The sequence below is a fragment of the Streptomyces sp. NPDC001922 genome (genome assembly GCF_042891165.1).
GTDB lineage: Bacteria > Actinomycetota > Actinomycetes > Streptomycetales > Streptomycetaceae > Streptomyces.
This window is the reverse complement of record NZ_JBIASV010000004.1, coordinates 185738-201377: the sequence shown is the minus strand read 5'-3', so window position 1 is coordinate 201377 and position 15640 is coordinate 185738. Positions and strand designations below refer to the sequence as shown.

Sequence of the window (15640 nt, the reverse complement as noted above, 5' to 3'; positions counted from 1 at the left end):
GGGGCACCGGCATGTCCCAGGTGGGCGCAGGTCAGTCCGCCGCCCGGGCCGTGGAGCCCCGGACGATCAGCTCCACCGGCAGCGCCACGCTCTCCGGCGGCCGGTTCTCCAGTACCGCCAGCAGCGCCGCCATGCCCCGCGCTCCCACCTCCTCGGCGGGCAGCCGCACGGTGGTCAGCTCCGGCTCCACCGCGGTCGCCAGCGAGAGGTCGTCGAAGCCGGACACCGACACGTCCTCGGGCACGCGCAGCCCGAGCCGCCGCACCGCCTTGCAGGCGCCGGCGGCCAGGATGTCGTCGTCGCACACCAGGGCCGTGGGCCGCGGCCCCGGTCCGGTCAGCGCCCGTTCGGCCGCCTGCCGCGCCGCGTCGACCGTGAGCGCGGAGGTCTCGGTGCGGACGGCCGCGTCCGGCACCGCCCGGAGCGCGCCGGCCAGGGCGTCCGCCCGTACGTGGAAGGTCCAGGAGTCCACCGCCGGTGCGAGGTGGAGGAAGCGGCGGTGGCCCTGGGCCAGCAGATGCTCCGTCACCTGCCGCATGCCGTCGGCCACATCGATGTTCACGGTGGCGGCGGCCTCCGGACCGGCCGGGTCGCTGTCCAGCATCACCAGCGGCAGCCCGCCCGCCCGCATCGCGACGAGCGCGTCCGCCGCCATCGAGGAGGCGATGACGCCGTCCAGCGCGGTCCGGGACGAGTCGAACGGGTCGCGCGCCCGGCCCACGCCCTCGGGGGAGGGGTAGATCACCACCCCGAAGCCGTGCTCGGCGGCGACCCGGGCCGCGCCGGTGTGCACCCGGGCGAAGAACTCGTTCGTCAGGGCGGGGACCACCAGCAGCGCCGTCCGGGTGCGCCCCAGCCGGAGGTCGCGCGCCGCAAGGTTGGGCCGGTAGCCGAGGTCCGCCGCGGCCTCCCGTACCGCACCGGCCGTCCGCTCCGAGACCCGGCCGCGCCATTTGTCGCCGAGCACCAGCGAGACCGTCGCCTGCGAGACGCCCGCGGCCCGGGCCACGTCCCGGCTCGTCACCCGGGCGGCGGCCGGTGCCGCCCCCTGGCCGCGGCGGGCGCCCGAGCGCCGGGGCGCCGCGGGCCGCGGGCGCCCGGGGGCCTCCGGAACGCCGTTCCCGGCCCCGCCGGTTCCGGGCGCGCCGCCGCTGTCGGCTCTCGTCACGGTGCCTCCGCCGTTCGTTCTCGGTTCGTCACGTCGTCCGTCGTCCCGTGGCCGGGTTCTCGGGGCGTGGGCCCTCCGGGTGGACCCGCGGACGGGCCACATGGTACGTATAACGACGGACGTTATACGTAAAACCTGGGTCCGCCCGGGGGAGAGAAAGGGCGGATTCATGGCGGCGGGCTATGCGCAACTGCTCCGGACGCGGCACGCGGCCCGGCTGCTGGCGGGCACTCTCGTGGGCCGGCTGCCCAACGCCGTGGCCGCCATCGCCATCGTGCTCTTCGTCCGGGGGGAGGGCGGCAGCTACACCCTGGCCGGGGTCCTGTCGGCCGTCTACGGCCTCGCCACGGCCGTCGGGCAGCCCCTGCTGGGCCGCGCGGTGGACCTCTGGGGCCAGCCACGGGTGATGCTCCCCGCGGCGGTGCTGTCGGCGCTGGGCATGGCGCTGTTCACCGTGGTGGGCGTCGAGCCGCTGCCGGTCGCCTACGCGGCGATGCTGGTGGCCGGTGTCTTCACCCCGCCGCTGGAGGGCGGCCTGCGGGCGCTGTGGCCGGGCGTGCTGGGCCGCGAGGACCAGGTGCACGCCGCGTACGCCCTGGACGCGGTGGCCCAGGAGATCATGTTCACCGTGGGCCCGCTGCTGGTCACGGTCTCGGTGGCGCTCTGGTCCGAGGCGACGGCGCTGCTGGTCATCAACGCCCTGGGGGTCCTGGGCGCACTCTCCGTCGTCGTCTCCGAGCCCTCCCGCACCTGGCGCTCGGCGCCCCGCGAGGCGCACTGGCTCGGCGCCCTCCGGTCGGCGGGCCTGCTCGCGCTGCTCGGCTCGTTCTTCTTCGTCGGCATGGCGCTCGGCTCCATAGCGGTGGCCGCGCTCGCCTACTCGGACACGACCGGCGGGGACACCGTCTACGGCGTGCTGATGGCGGCCGTGGGCGGGGGCGCGCTCGTCGGCGGTGTGGTCTACGGGGCCCGGCAGTGGCCCGGCGAGCCCGAGCGGCGGCTGAAGGTGCTGGTGGGGCTGCTCGCGCTGGGCTATCTGCCGCTCACCCTGACGCCCGCCGTCGTCCCGATGACGGTGCTGGCCACCCTCGCCGGGGTCTTCCTGGCCCCGGCGCTCGCCTGCGCCTTCGTCGTCGTCGACCGGCACGCTCCGCGCGGCACCGTGACCGAGGCGTTCTCCTGGCTGGTCACCACCTTCACGGTCGGTGCGGCGGTCGGAACGGCTGCCGCGGGTCCCGCCGTCGAGCACAGCGGCACCCCCGCGGGTTTCGCCGTCGCGGGAGCCGGCGGGGTCTGTGCGCTGCTCGTCCTGCTGGCCACCCGGCGGGCCCTCGCGGTTCCCTCCGGTGTGACGGAGAGTGAAACCCCTGCGGAAAATGATCGAACCGGTGCCGTCGAACCCGGTTTCAGAGCAGGCCATCAGGCGTAATGTTCAGTCATGGACCGCCGCATTTTCGGGCTGGAGAACGAGTACGGCGTCACGTGCACGTTCAGGGGACAGCGCCGACTGTCGCCTGACGAAGTGGCGCGGTACCTCTTCCGCCGTGTCGTTTCCTGGGGCCGCAGCAGCAATGTCTTCCTGCGCAACGGCGCCCGCCTCTACCTGGACGTGGGCTCGCACCCGGAATACGCAACCCCCGAGTGCGACAACGTGACCGAGCTGGTCACGCACGACAAAGCGGGCGAGCGCATTCTCGAGGGCCTGCTCGTCGACGCAGAACGCCGCCTGCACGAGGAGGGAATCGCAGGCGACGTCTATCTCTTCAAGAACAACACCGATTCGGCGGGAAACTCCTACGGCTGCCACGAGAACTACCTCGTGGCGCGGCACGGGGAGTTCTCCCGGCTCGCGGACATCCTCATCCCCTTCCTCGTCACCCGGCAGCTGCTCTGCGGCGCGGGCAAGGTGCTGCAGACCCCGCGTGGCGCGGTCTACTGCGTCAGCCAGCGGGCGGAGCACATCTGGGAGGGCGTCAGCTCGGCGACCACCCGGTCCCGGCCGATCATCAACACCCGTGACGAACCGCACGCCGACGCCGAGCGCTACCGCAGGCTCCATGTCATCGTCGGCGACTCCAACATGTCCGAGACGACCATGCTGCTCAAGGTCGGGGCCACCGACCTGGTGCTCCGCATGATCGAGGCGGGCACGGTGATGCGGGACCTCACCCTGGAGAACCCGATCCGGGCCATCCGCGAGGTCAGCCACGACATCACCGGACAGCGCAAGGTGCGCCTGGCCAGTGGCCGCGAGGCCTCCGCCCTGGAGGTCCAGCAGGAGTACTACGAGAAGGCCGTCGACTTCTGCGAGCGCCGGGGCATCGTCAGCGGCACGGTCGAGCGGGTCCTGGAGCTCTGGGGCCGCACCCTCGAGGCCGTCCGCGACCAGGAGCTGGACCGGATCGCCACCGAGATCGACTGGGTGATGAAGTACAAGCTCATCGAGCGGTACCGGGCCAAGAACAACATCACCATGTCGCACCCCCGGATCGCCCAGATAGACCTCGCCTACCACGACATCCACCGGCGTCGTGGCCTCTACTACCTGCTGGAGAAGCGCGGCCAAGCGGCCCGGGTCTGCAACGACTTGAAGATTTTCGAGGGCAAGTCGGTGCCGCCGCAGACCACCCGCGCCCGGCTGCGCGGCGACTTCATCCGGCGTGCCCAGGAGCAGCGCCGGGACTTCACCGTCGACTGGGTGCACCTCAAGCTCAACGACCAGGCGCAGCGCACCGTACTGTGCAAGGACCCGTTCCGGTCGGTGGACGACCGGGTGGAGAAGCTGATCGCCGGCATGTGAGCACGTGCGGGCGGGACCTGCGCGCCGGAGCCGACGGGCTCCGGCGCGCAGTCGTGTCACTCACCGCTGTCCGGCCGGGTCCAGGTCGTAGAGTGGCGGGCATTGCCCGCAGACCCCACTAGCCCGAGTTGGACTGATGAACCACACGAAGAAATTCCGCCGCGTCGCAGCGGCGCTCGCCGTGCCCGTCCTGCTGTTCACCGCCGCGTGCGGCTCCGACGACGGGTCGTCGGACTCCGGGGTCGTCAAGGTGGAGGGCAAGCCGGGGGAGAAGCCCGAGATCTCCGCGCCCAAGGACGCGAAGGCCTCCGACAAGGCCGTTGTGGAGACGGTCAAGCAGGGCACCGGCCCCGAGGTGAAGAAGGGCGACTTCGTCCGCCTGGACTTCGCCGGGGAGACCATGAAGGGCGGGCAGGACCTCGGCAACACCTGGGCCAGGCGCCCGGGCACCGACCCGAAGGGCCCGCGGACCCAGGTGGTCCAGGAGGTCGGCCAGCCGAGCCAGACGCTGCCGGCGAAGGTGGTGGACTCGCTCGTCGGTCAGAAGGTCGGCAGCCGCTTCAAGGTGGAGGGCACCGCCAAGGCGCTCATCGGCGAGCAGCTGAACCCGCAGGCGGGCATCAAGCCCAGCGACGGCCTGGTCTGGGTCATCGACATCGCCGCGGCCAAGAAGGTCAACAAGAAGGCCGAGGTCAAGGGCGAGCAGGCGAAGCCGGAGGCGGGGATGCCCACGGTGAAGTCCGAGTCGCAGAAGCCGGCCGAGATCACCATCCCGAAGGGCGTGAAGCCCCCGAAGGAGCTCAAGGAGCAGGTCCTGATCAAGGGCAAGGGGCCCAAGATCAAGGCCGGTGACGGTCTCGTCGTCCAGTACACGGGTGTGAAGTGGGAGAACGGCAAGCTGTTCGACTCCTCCTGGAAGCACGGCGGTGCCACCGCTTTCCAGATCGGCACCGGATCGGTCGTCCAGGGCTGGGACAAGGGCCTCGTCGGCAAGAACGTCGGCGACCGGGTGCTGCTCGTCGTCCCGCCGAAGCAGGGCTACGGCGGTCAGCCGGGGAACGAGCTCGCGAAGAGCACCCTGGTCTTCTCGGTGGACATCATCGACACCGTCTGATCACCGGTCTGCGAGACTGGACCCGATTCCGACAGGATCCATTCACAGGAGCACAGCAGTGAGCATCGACAAGCCCGAGATCGACTTCCCGGGCGGCGAGCCCCCGGCCGACCTCGAGATCAAGGACATCTGGGAGGGTGACGGCCCGGTCGCCAAGGCCGGCGACACCGTCGCCGTCCACTACGTGGGTGTGGCCTTCAGCACCGGCGAGGAGTTCGACGCGAGCTGGAACCGCGGCACCCCGCTGCGCTTCCAGCTGGGCGTCGGCCAGGTCATCACCGGCTGGGACCAGGGCGTGCAGGGCATGAAGGTCGGCGGCCGTCGCCAGCTGACCATCCCGGCGCACCTCGCCTACGGCGACCGGGGTGCCGGTGGCCGGATCAAGCCGGGCGAGACGCTGATCTTCGTCTGCGACCTCGTCTCGGTCTGAGACACGGGTACGGCACGCCGGTACGCGGCGTACCGACGGGGCCCGCGCACGCGGGGGTCCCACGGGCTCTTCCGCCCGGTCCGGTCAGGGGGTGAACGCCCGCTGACCGGACCGGCTCGGAAGGGCCCTTCGCTTTTGCCGGGAGTCCCCGGACCGGTACGGTCATCGGTGCGGAAGAACAACGAGAGAGGGCGTCGATGGCCATTGCCAAGGCGGAGCGGCTGATGAATCTGGCGCTGTGCCTGCTCGGGACCAGACGGCCCCTCAGCAAGCGGGAGCTGCGGGCCTCGATCGAGGCGTACATCGACGCGGGCAGCGACGATGCCTTCAATCGGATGTTCGAGCGGGACAAGGACGATCTGCGCGAGCTCGGCCTCGTGATCGAGACCGTCGACGGCCTGGAGGGCGACACCGGCTACCTGGCCCGCCGCGACAGCAACCGCCTCCCGCCCGTCGCGCTCGACGCCGAGGAGGCCGCCGCCCTCGGGCTCGCGGCCAAGGTCTGGCAGCAGGCCCGGCTCGCCGGGGCCGCCAGCGGCGCCCTGCAGAAGCTGCGCGCCGCCGGGATGCCGCTCGCCGGGGACCCGTACGAGAGCCACAGCGCGCTGGAGCCGCGGATCCCGGCGCACGAGAGCGCCTTCGAACCGCTGATGCTCGCCTGCCGCGACCGGCGCCCTGTCGTCTTCGAGTACCGCAAGGCCAGCGCCGCCCGCCCGGAGACCCGGCACGTCGAGCCGTGGACCCTCGAGTGCTGGCGCGGCCACTGGTACCTCGCCGGCTGGGACCGCGACCGGCAGGCCGAGCGGGTCTTCCGGCTCTCCCGGATCACCGGCCGGGTGCGGTCCCGGGCCGCGGCGTTCACCGCCGAGGTGCCCGACCACGTCACCGTCCGCGAGACCGTGGAGAGCTGGGCCGGGGAGACGGCGACCGGGACCGCCCGGATCCGGCTGCGCGCCGGGGCCGGCTACCCGCTGCGCGCCCGCGCCCTCACCACCACCGCCGGGGACGACGGCTGGGACGAGCTGGAGATCCCCTACGGACACGGACTCGACGCCTGGCTGGTGGAGTTCGGACCGGACGTGACCGTCCTGGAACCCGCCGAGCTGCGGGCCGATGTCGTGGACCGGCTGCGCGCCGTGGCCAAGGGCTGAGAGACGAGAAGGACGCAACCGACCACCATGGCTACCAACGCGATCGACCAGACCCGCCGGATGCTCTCCCTGGTCACCTACCTCCGCGAGCGGCCCGGCGCCCGCGTGGGCGACGTCGCCCGTGCCTTCGGCATCACCGAGGACGAGCTCATCGCCGACCTCGACGTGCTGCCGATGTGCGGCACCAGCTTCCGCGGCGGCGACCTCCTCGACATCGACACCGACGGCGACCGCATCTGGTGGCACAACCCCGACGACGTCGCCGCACCGCTGCGGCTCGCCGCCGACGAGGCCACCGCCCTGCTGGTCGCCGCCCGGGCGGTCGCCACCCTCCCCGGGCTCCGCGAGGGCGACCGGCAGGCGCTGCTGCGCGCCACCGCCAAGCTGGAGACGGCGGCCGGCGAGGCGGCGGGCGCCAGTTCCCGGCTCTCGGTCATCTTCGAGTCCGAGGGCGGCGTCTTCGCCGAGGTCGACCGGGCGATCTCCGAGCGCCGCCGGCTGTGGCTGCGGTACTACTCGCCCGCCCGTGACGAGCTCACCGACCGCGAGGTCGACCCGATCCGCCTGTTCGCCGTCGGTCACACCTACGTCGAGGCATGGTGCCGGCTCTCCGAGGCCCGGCGCACCTTCCGGCTCGACCGGGTGGCCGAGATCCGGCTGCTCGACGAGGCCTCCGACCCACCGCCGGTCGAGCTGCGCGATCTGTCCGAAGGCCTGGTCCAGCCCTCCGCCGACGACCCCGAGGTCGTCGTCGAGGTCGGCCCCGCGGGCCGCTGGGTCGCCGAGTACTACCCGCACGACAGCGCCGAGGAGCTGCCGGACGGCGGTCTGCGGATCACGCTGCGCACGCCCGACCCCGCCTCGCTGCGCCGCCTCGCGCTGCGCCTGGGCGGCGACGGCCGCATCGTCTCGCCGGAGGACCTCGCGGAGAGCGCACAGCGGGCCGCGCGGGAGGCCCTCGCGGCCTACGGCGAGTGAAGGGACGGACGGACGTGGTTCTCGCAGGGCACGGCGCGGTGGTCTTCAAGGCGGCCTGTCCCGACTGCCGGGGCAGGTTCGAGCTGGCCTCGGACGCCTTCCGGCTGGCCATCGGGGCCAGCCGGCGCACCACGTTCTACTCCTTCACCTGTCCCGACTGCGGGGCCACCGTCCGCAAGCCGGCGGGGGAGCGGATCGTGGAACTGCTCACCGGCGGCGGCGTGCGGACCCTCCGCCTCCACTCCACCTGACGCCGGCCACCCCAGCTGACCCCAGCCACTCCACTTGACCCCAGCCGACGCCTGCGCCCCGCGCGCCTCGGCGGCTCCACTAGGCTCACCCCATGCTCTGGCCCATGATCGCTGTCGCCCTCGCCTTCTGCGGAACCGCCGTCCTCGGTGTGCTCGCGATCCGGGTCGGCGTCGAAGTGCGGCGGCTGGCACGGCAGGTGGCGGACAGTTCGGAGCGGATCTCCCGGGCCGCCGAGGACCTCGAACGGGCCGCCGTCCCGCTCGCCGCACAGGCGCGGACCCCATCCGGCGACTGAGGCCCGCCGGCGGCGCGCCGGGCGCGGTGCCACGCTCCGGGGGCGGCCTGATGCGGCCTCCGGTTTCCCCGGCCCGGGACGGTACGCTGCAATGCAGCGGTCCCAGAAGCGAGGCGTGGGCCGCTACCGGGAGTACGCAGAGGGATTGCCCGGCGTTCATCCCTGCGCGTTACGATCGCTGCCAGTACGCGGTCGGACACCTGTCCGGCCGCACCGCTCGGTCAGCCCCACCCATGCCGCCTCGGTGAGAAGGTAGTCACACATGATCGGCAATCTGAAGCCCCTCGAGATCGTCCTGATCATCGCTGTCATTTTTCTGCTCTTCGGCGCCAAGAAGCTTCCTGACATGGCCCGTTCGCTCGGCAAGTCGGCTCGCATCCTGAAGAGCGAGGCGAAGGCGATGAAGAAGGACGACGAGGGCCAGGCGGGCACCGCTCCTGCCGACGCGAACGCACAGCAGTCCGCCCAGCGCACCATTCAGGCTTCTCCCGGTGATGTGACGAGCTCGCGTCCGGTGAACGAGCCGAACCGGACCCCGCAGAGCTGACCCCGGCTGCCCCAGCCCTGAGGACCGGCCGCCGCGCAAGCCGGCGGCCGCACGAGACGAGGAACGTGGGTTGCTGAAGTCTGCCCGCAAGCAGGAGAAGGACCCCGAGGGGCGGATGCCGCTCGCCGAGCACCTGCGCGAGCTGCGGAACCGCCTGGTGAAATCCGTGCTGGCGATCGTCGCCGTCACGGTCGTCGCCGCCTTCTACTACGAGGCGATCGTCGATTTCCTCACAGCGCCGATCCGGGAGTCGGTCGGCTGCAGTGGGAGCATCCAGAAGGCCGCTCAGCAGGGTGGCAACTGCGCCCAGCTGACCATCGACGGGCTGCTCGGCCCGTTCACCATCATGATCAAGGTCGCGCTGATGACCGGCGTGGTCGTGGCCTGCCCGGTGTGGCTGTACCAGACCTGGGCGTTCCTCGCCCCCGGCCTGCACCGCAGCGAGAAGAAGTACGCCCGCAGCTTCGTGGGCGCGGGCATGCCGCTCTTCCTCGGGGGCGCGTACGTCGCCTATCTGATCCTGCCGACCAGCGCTGCCGCGCTCATCGGGCTGACCCCGGACGGCCTCGGCATCAACAACCTCGTCAAGCTCGACGACTACCTGGACATCGTCACCCGGCTCGTCGTCGTCTTCGGCCTCGCCTTCGAGCTGCCGCTGCTGCTGGTCCTGCTGAACTTCGGCGGCGTGATCTCCGGACGCCGGATGCTCAGCTGGTGGCGCTGGATGATCATGGGGATCACCGTCTTCTCGGCCATCGCCACCCCGACCGGTGACCCGATGACGATGCTGGCCCTGGCCGCGCCGATCGTGCTGCTCTACTACGGCGCCGTGGGCATCGCGCTGCTCAACGACCGCCGCCGGATCCGCTCGAACCCGGACGCCGGGCTGGACGACGACGAGGCCTCGGCCCTCGACCACGTCCCCGAGGCGGTGGGCGGCATCGAGCAGGTCTCCGCGTCCCCGATGCTCCCCGGGCAGGCGTCCGGTGACGACGCCCGGCACGCCGGCTACGACGACGCCACCTGACCGCACCGGACGACGCCGCGGACGCGGCGCCGCACATGAGGAGGGCAGCCGGGGAACCGGTTGCCCTCCACCCCTTTCTGCGGGGGCTCCCGGCCAGTAGGGTCCCCCCGTGACCAGCGAGATCACTCTCTTCGTCAACCCCACCGCGGGCCGCGGGCGGGGTGCGCGGGCCCTCGGGCCCGCGGCCGGGGCGCTGCGTGCGGCCGGGTACTCGGTACGCACCGTCCTCGGTTCCGACGCCGCCGACGGCCTCGCCCGGGCGCGCGACGCGGTGGCCGGCGGAACCGGCGCCCTGATAGCCGTCGGCGGCGACGGCATGGTCTCCCTGGCGCTCCAGGCCGTCGCCGGGACGGACACCCCGCTCGGGGTCGTCGCCGTCGGCACCGGCAACGACTTCGCCCGCGCCGCGGGCCTGCCGCTGCGGGACCCCGCCGCCGCGGGCGCCCTCGCCGCACGGGCGCTCGAGGAGGGCGGGATCCGCTCCCTGGACCTGGGCCGGGCGGGGGACCGCTGGTTCGGGACGGTGCTCGCCTCCGGCTTCGACTCCCGGGTCAACGACCGCGGCAACCGGATGCGCTGGCCCCGCGGACGCTTCCGGTACGACGCGGCGATGCTCGCCGAACTCGCGGCGCTGCGTCCGATCCCGTACCGCATCCGGCTCGACGACGGCCCGGAGCAGCGGATCGAGGCCACGCTGGTCGCGGTCGGCAACGGTCCCTCGTACGGCGGCGGTATGCGGATCTGTGCCGACGCCCGGCTGGACGACGGGCTCTTCGACATCACCGTGGTCGGCGGGTGCAGCCGCACCGAGCTGCTGAAGGTCTTCCCCCGGGTCTACCGGGGCACCCACCTGACCCACCCCGCCGTCACCGTGCACCGGGTCGCCCGGGTGACGCTGGAGGCGGACGGGGTCACCGGCTACGCCGACGGAGAGCCGCTCGGGCCGCTGCCGCTGACCGCCCGGGTGGTGCCGGGAGCCGTCCGGCTGCTGTCCCCGCCGGGCCATCCGTCCGGCCGGGTGCCCGCGCAGCGCGGCGGCCGTCCGTCGGCGCAATAAAGATCGCGTGACTGTCCGAGGCGGCCGGTAGGCTCGTAGACACGATGACCGACGACATGTCCCCTGCTGAGCGATACGCCGCCGCCCGCACCAGGGCCGCCGAGCAGACCACCGCGCTCGCCCCGTTCCGTGAAATGTACGACTTCGAGCTGGACCCGTTCCAGATCGAGGCCTGCGAGGCCCTCGAGGCCGGGAAGGGCGTGCTGGTCGCCGCCCCCACCGGCTCCGGAAAGACCATCGTCGGCGAGTTCGCCGTTCACCTGGCCCTCACCCGGGGCCGCAAGTGCTTCTACACCACGCCGATCAAGGCCCTGTCGAACCAGAAGTACAACGACCTCGTCAGGCGCTACGGCCCGGAGAAGGTCGGGCTGCTGACCGGCGACAACAGCGTCAACTCCGATGCCCCGGTGATCGTGATGACCACCGAGGTGTTGCGCAACATGCTCTACGCCGGCTCCACGGCGCTGAACGGCCTGGGATACGTGGTCATGGACGAGGTGCACTACCTCTCCGACCGCTTCCGCGGCGCCGTCTGGGAGGAGGTCATCATCCACCTCCCCGAGTCGGTGACCCTCGTCTCGCTCTCGGCCACGGTCTCCAACGCCGAGGAGTTCGGTGACTGGCTGGACACCGTTCGTGGCGACACCGAGGTGATCGTCTCCGAGCACCGGCCCGTCCCGCTCTGGCAGCACGTGCTCGCCGGCCGGCGGATGTACGACCTCTTCGAGGAGAAGGACGGCGGCCGGCTCGAGGTCAACCCGGACCTGGTCCGGCTGGCCCGGATGGAGAACAGCCGGACGTACAACCCGCGCGACCGCCGTCGCGGCAAGATGGTGCGCGAGGCCGACCGGGAGCGGGAGCGCCGCCAGCGCAACCGCATCTGGACGCCCAGCCGGGCCGAGGTCATCGACCGGCTCGACGCCGAAGGGCTGCTGCCCGCCATCACCTTCATCTTCAGCCGGGCGGGCTGCGAGGCCGCCGTGCAGCAGTGCCTGCACGCGGGCCTCCGGCTGAACGAGGAGGGCGCGCGCGCCGAGGTGCGGGCCCTCGTCGAGGAGCGCACCGCCGGGATCCCCGACGAAGACCTGCACGTCCTGGGGTACTTCGAGTGGCTGGAGGGGCTGGAGCGGGGCATCGCCGCGCACCACGCCGGGATGCTGCCCACCTTCAAGGAGATCGTCGAGGAGCTCTTCGTCCGCGGGCTGGTCAAGGCGGTCTTCGCCACCGAGACGCTGGCCCTGGGCATCAACATGCCCGCCCGCTCGGTGGTGTTGGAGAAGCTGGTCAAGTGGAACGGCGAGCAGCACGCCGACATCACCCCCGGCGAGTACACCCAGCTCACCGGCCGGGCCGGGCGCCGCGGGATCGACGTCGAGGGCCATGCCGTGGTGCTGTGGCAGCGCGCGATGGACCCGGCGGCGCTCGCCGGTCTCGCCGGTACCCGCACCTATCCGCTGCGCTCCTCCTTCAAGCCGTCGTACAACATGGCGGTCAACCTGGTCCACCAGTTCGGGCGGCACCGCTCCCGTGAGCTGCTGGAGACGTCCTTCGCGCAGTTCCAGGCCGACCGCTCGGTGGTCGGCATCTCCCGGCAGGTCCAGAAGAACGAGGAGGGGCTGGAGGGCTACCGCGTCTCCATGGAGTGCCACCTCGGCGACTTCGACGCCTACGCGGCGCTGCGGCGCCAGTTGAAGGACCGGGAGAACGAACTCGCCAAGCAGGGCGCGGCGCAGCGGCGGGCCGCCGCGGCCGTGGCGCTGGAGAAGCTGAAGCCGGGGGACATCATTCATGTCCCGACGGGCAAGTTCGCGGGACTGGCGGTGGTGCTCGACCCGGGGCTACCGGCCGGCCGGGCCAACGGGCACCGCGGCTTCGACCACCACGACGGCCCGCGGCCGCTCGTCCTCACCGCCGAACGGCAGGTCAAACGGCTGGCGGGGATGGACTTCCCGGTGCCGGTCGAGCCGCTGGAGCGAATGCGGATCCCGAAGTCCTTCAACCCGCGCAGCCCGCAGTCCCGTCGCGACCTCGCCTCGACGCTGCGCACCAAGGCCGGTCACATCGCTCCCGAGCGCCACCGCAAGGAGCGCTCCGCGGCGGCCGACGACCGGGAGATCGCCCGGCTGCGCACGGAGATCCGGGCGCACCCCTGCCACGGCTGCGCCGACCGGGAGGATCACGCCCGCTGGGCCGAGCGGCACCAGCGGCTGCAGCGCGACACCCGTCAGCTGGAGCGGCGCATCGAGGGCCGGACGAACACCATCGCCCGCACCTTCGACCGGGTCTACGCCCTGCTGTCCGACCTCGGCTACCTGCACGGCGACGAGGTCACCGAGCACGGGCGGCGACTGGCCCGGCTCTACGGCGAGCTGGACCTGCTGGCGTCCGAGTGCCTGCGCGAGGGCGTCTGGGACGCCCTGAAGCCCGCGGAACTGGCGGCGTGCGCCTCGGCGTTGGTCTACGAGGCGCGGTCCGCCGACGACGCGCTGCCGCCCAAGCTCCCGACGGGCGAGGCCAAGGAGGCCCTCGGCCGGATGATCCGCATCTGGGGCCGGCTGGACGCCAAGGAGGAGGAGCACCGCATCAACCAGGCGGAGGGCGTCGGCCAGCGCGAGCCCGACCTGGGCTTCGCGTGGACGGCGTACCGCTGGGCGTCCGGGCACGGTCTGGACGACGTGCTGCGCGACGCGGAGATGCCCGCCGGTGACTTCGTGCGCTGGAACAAGCAGGTCATCGATGTGCTCGGGCAGATCGCCGAGGCGGCGCCGGAGGGCAGCCCGGTCCGCAGGACCGCCCGCCGCGCGGTCGACGGGCTGCTGCGGGGCGTGGTGGCGTACTCCTCGGTGGGCTGACGCCTCGGGCCGGTGCCCGGTATGCGAACGGCTCCGCGCCGACTGCCCCGTGGCAGCCGGCGCGGAGCCGTTGAGGTCCCGGCAGGGGCTACGCGGTGGGGGCGGGAGCTTCCTGCTCCGCCTCCACCTGCTGGTTCCACTCCCGCTTGGAGGCCTGCCAGCCGTCCTCGTTGTGGCCGAGCCGCCAGTACCCGGAGATCGAGAGCCGCTCGCGCGGTACCTCCCGGTCGATCCGCAGGTAGCGGCGGAGCTCCTTGACGAAGCCCGCCTCCCCGTGGACGAACGCCTGGACCTCGCCCGCCGGGAACGGCAGTTCCCGTACCGCGGCGACCAGCGCCTCGCCGGGAAGTGCGGCGCCGCGGAACAGCCAGACGATCTCCGCGCCCGCCGGCACCGTCAGCTCCTGCTGCTCCTGCGGGCCGGCCACCTCCAGGAAGGCGTGCACGGTGCTGCCCTCGGGGATGCGCTCCAGGGCCGCGGCGATCGCGGGCAGCGCGCTCTCGTCCCCCGCGAGCAGGTGCCGGCCCGCGGCCGGGTCCGGGGCGTAGGCACCGCCCGGCCCCAGGAACCGGATCTCCTCACCGGGCTTCACCGCCGCCGCCCAGGGGCCGGCGATGCCCTCGTCGCCGTGGACGACGAAGTCGACGGTCAGCTCCCGTGCGGCGGCGTCCCAGCGGCGCACCGTGTAGGTGCGGGTCGTCGGCCACTGGTCGCGCGGCATGTCCCGGCGGATCGCCTCCATGTCGAAGGGCTCCGGGTACGCCACCCCCTCCAGCGGGAACAGCAGCTTGATGTAGTGGTCGGTGTACTCGCCCGCTCCGAACCCGGACAGGCCGTCACCGCCCAGCACCACGCGGACCATGTGCGGGGTGAGCTGTTCGGTCCGCACCACCTCTGCCCGGTGGACTTCGGGCTTCTTGCGCGCCGGACGGTCTGCCACGGGGGCCTCCCCTGCCTCACTGCGACTTGTTAGGTATACCTAACCTAACAGGTCCCGTCGGGGCTCACGTGCCCAGCGTGGACAGCAGGCGCTGCAGCGACCCGCCGAGTCCCCACCGTTCGGCGAGCGCGTCGAGGGCGGCCGGGTCCCGGGGGGTGTGCGGCAGCTCCGGCGTGAAGCCCGGCAGCGGTACGTCCGAGGCCACCCGGACGACCTTCGGCGCGACCGCGATGTAGTCCCGCGCCTCGTGGAGCCGCTTGCGCTGGGACGGTGTGAGCTTCGCGGCCGGATTGCCGACCGCGGCCATGATGCCGTCCAGGTCGCCGTGGTCGGCGAGGAGCTTGGCGGCGGTCTTCTCGCCGATGCCGGGAACACCCGGCAGGCCGTCGCTGGGGTCCCCGCGGAGCAGCGCCAGGTCGGCGTACCCCCGGCCGTCCACGCCGTACTTTCCCCGCAGCCAGGCCTCGTCGACGGTCTGGTGGGTGCCCACGCCCTTCACCGGGTACAGCACGCGCACCCCGCGCGCGTCGTCGACCAGCTGGAAGAGGTCGCGGTCCCCGGTGACGATGTCCACCGGCCCGGTGGCCCGGCCGGTGAGGGTGCCGATCACGTCGTCCGCCTCGTAGTCGTCCACGCCGACCCGGGCGATGCCCAGGGCGTCCAGGACGGCCTCGATGACGGGGACCTGCGGGGAGAGGGTGTCGGGGACCTCCTCCACGTCGGAGCCCTCGGGGATCTCCTCCGCGACGCGGTGGGCCTTGTAGGTGGGGATCAGCTCGACCCGCCAGTGCGGCCGCCAGTCGGCATCCATGCAGGCGACCAGGTCGTCGGGGCGGTGGTCCTGGACGAGGCGGGCGATGAAGTCCAGCAGCCCGCGGACCGCGTTGACCGGGGTGCCGTCCGGCGCTCTGACCGAATCGGGCACCCCGAAGTAGGCGCGGAAGTAGAGGGAGGCGGTGTCGAGGAGCATCAGGCGTCGGGTCACCTGCGTGATGATGCCGCATCGGCGCCGCGGATTTATGGGGCGAA

General features: G+C 72.4%; 15 protein-coding genes. 12 read left to right on the top strand and 3 right to left on the bottom strand.

What is annotated here, in order from left to right; translation table 11 throughout:
* Nucleotides 1–31: 31 nt before the first annotated feature.
* Nucleotides 32–1024 carry a LacI family DNA-binding transcriptional regulator gene (locus tag ACFYYR_RS08720; protein ID WP_388849278.1) on the bottom strand — a complete coding sequence of 331 codons (993 nt, stop codon included), beginning with the start codon at nt 1022–1024 and terminating at the stop codon, nt 32–34.
* Between the two features lie 313 nt (nt 1025–1337).
* Here ACFYYR_RS08720 and ACFYYR_RS08715 point away from each other — a divergent pair, with 313 nt between their 5' ends.
* The 12 genes from ACFYYR_RS08715 to ACFYYR_RS08660 all read left to right on the top strand — a co-directional run bounded on the left by ACFYYR_RS08715 (nt 1338) and on the right by ACFYYR_RS08660 (nt 13671).
* Nucleotides 1338–2597 (top strand): MFS transporter, encoded by a 1260-nt coding sequence (locus ACFYYR_RS08715; protein ID WP_388848629.1) that lies wholly within the window; start codon nt 1338–1340, stop codon nt 2595–2597.
* A gap of 9 nt (nt 2598–2606) precedes the next feature.
* Nucleotides 2607–3968, top strand: a complete 1362-nt coding sequence (gene pafA, locus ACFYYR_RS08710) for a Pup--protein ligase (RefSeq protein ID WP_351515107.1) — start codon at nt 2607–2609, stop codon at nt 3966–3968.
* A 136-nt stretch (nt 3969–4104) separates the two neighbouring features.
* The gene (locus ACFYYR_RS08705) at nt 4105–5082 is read left to right on the top strand and encodes an FKBP-type peptidyl-prolyl cis-trans isomerase (protein ID WP_388848626.1); all 978 of its coding nucleotides are present in this window, start codon (nt 4105–4107) and stop codon (nt 5080–5082) included.
* Nucleotides 5083–5140: 58 nt separating this feature from the next.
* The gene (locus ACFYYR_RS08700; protein WP_388848623.1) at nt 5141–5512 is read left to right on the top strand and encodes an FKBP-type peptidyl-prolyl cis-trans isomerase; all 372 of its coding nucleotides are present in this window, start codon (nt 5141–5143) and stop codon (nt 5510–5512) included.
* Nucleotides 5513–5709: 197 nt separating this feature from the next.
* Entirely contained in the window at nt 5710–6663 is a 954-nt protein-coding gene (locus tag ACFYYR_RS08695; RefSeq protein ID WP_388848620.1) for a helix-turn-helix transcriptional regulator, read from the top strand.
* A 27-nt stretch (nt 6664–6690) separates the two neighbouring features.
* Nucleotides 6691–7641 carry a WYL domain-containing protein gene (locus ACFYYR_RS08690; protein ID WP_351515103.1) on the top strand — a complete coding sequence of 317 codons (951 nt, stop codon included), beginning with the start codon at nt 6691–6693 and terminating at the stop codon, nt 7639–7641.
* Between the two features lie 14 nt (nt 7642–7655).
* Nucleotides 7656–7892, top strand: a complete 237-nt coding sequence (locus ACFYYR_RS08685; protein ID WP_388848617.1) for a hypothetical protein — start codon at nt 7656–7658, stop codon at nt 7890–7892.
* A 92-nt stretch (nt 7893–7984) separates the two neighbouring features.
* Entirely contained in the window at nt 7985–8188 is a 204-nt protein-coding gene (locus ACFYYR_RS08680; RefSeq protein ID WP_388848614.1) for a hypothetical protein, read from the top strand.
* A 262-nt stretch (nt 8189–8450) separates the two neighbouring features.
* Nucleotides 8451–8735, top strand: a complete 285-nt coding sequence (gene tatA, locus ACFYYR_RS08675) for a Sec-independent protein translocase subunit TatA (protein WP_388848611.1) — start codon at nt 8451–8453, stop codon at nt 8733–8735.
* 70 nt (nt 8736–8805) lie between these two features.
* Nucleotides 8806–9762, top strand: a complete 957-nt coding sequence (gene tatC, locus ACFYYR_RS08670; RefSeq protein ID WP_388848608.1) for a twin-arginine translocase subunit TatC — start codon at nt 8806–8808, stop codon at nt 9760–9762.
* Nucleotides 9763–9871: 109 nt separating this feature from the next.
* A complete protein-coding gene (locus ACFYYR_RS08665) occupies nt 9872–10819 on the top strand; it encodes a diacylglycerol kinase (protein ID WP_388848605.1) in 948 nt (315 codons plus the stop codon).
* A gap of 44 nt (nt 10820–10863) precedes the next feature.
* Nucleotides 10864–13671 (top strand): DEAD/DEAH box helicase, encoded by a 2808-nt coding sequence (locus ACFYYR_RS08660; protein WP_388848602.1) that lies wholly within the window; start codon nt 10864–10866, stop codon nt 13669–13671.
* A gap of 88 nt (nt 13672–13759) precedes the next feature.
* Here ACFYYR_RS08660 and ACFYYR_RS08655 read toward each other — a convergent pair whose 3' ends face one another.
* Entirely contained in the window at nt 13760–14611 is an 852-nt protein-coding gene (locus ACFYYR_RS08655) for a siderophore-interacting protein (RefSeq protein WP_388848599.1), read from the bottom strand.
* 64 nt (nt 14612–14675) lie between these two features.
* The gene (locus ACFYYR_RS08650) at nt 14676–15581 is read right to left on the bottom strand and encodes a 5'-3' exonuclease H3TH domain-containing protein (RefSeq protein ID WP_388849275.1); all 906 of its coding nucleotides are present in this window, start codon (nt 15579–15581) and stop codon (nt 14676–14678) included.
* Nucleotides 15582–15640 lie beyond the last annotated feature (59 nt).

Excerpts from the sequence above, each read along its gene's own strand:
- ACFYYR_RS08660 (WP_388848602.1), top strand. The coding sequence starts at position 10,864 with ATGACCGACGACATGTCCCCTGCTGAGCGATACGCCGCCGCCCGCACC.
- ACFYYR_RS08690 (WP_351515103.1), top strand. The coding sequence starts at position 6,691 with ATGGCTACCAACGCGATCGACCAGACCCGCCGGATGCTCTCCCTGGTC.
- ACFYYR_RS08695 (WP_388848620.1), top strand. The coding sequence starts at position 5,710 with ATGGCCATTGCCAAGGCGGAGCGGCTGATGAATCTGGCGCTGTGCCTG.
- tatA (WP_388848611.1), top strand. The coding sequence starts at position 8,451 with ATGATCGGCAATCTGAAGCCCCTCGAGATCGTCCTGATCATCGCTGTC.
- ACFYYR_RS08680 (WP_388848614.1), top strand. The coding sequence starts at position 7,985 with ATGCTCTGGCCCATGATCGCTGTCGCCCTCGCCTTCTGCGGAACCGCC.
- ACFYYR_RS08705 (WP_388848626.1), top strand. The coding sequence starts at position 4,105 with ATGAACCACACGAAGAAATTCCGCCGCGTCGCAGCGGCGCTCGCCGTG.
- ACFYYR_RS08650 (WP_388849275.1), bottom strand. The coding sequence starts at position 15,581 with ATGCTCCTCGACACCGCCTCCCTCTACTTCCGCGCCTACTTCGGGGTG.
- ACFYYR_RS08715 (WP_388848629.1), top strand. The coding sequence starts at position 1,338 with ATGGCGGCGGGCTATGCGCAACTGCTCCGGACGCGGCACGCGGCCCGG.
- pafA (WP_351515107.1), top strand. The coding sequence starts at position 2,607 with ATGGACCGCCGCATTTTCGGGCTGGAGAACGAGTACGGCGTCACGTGC.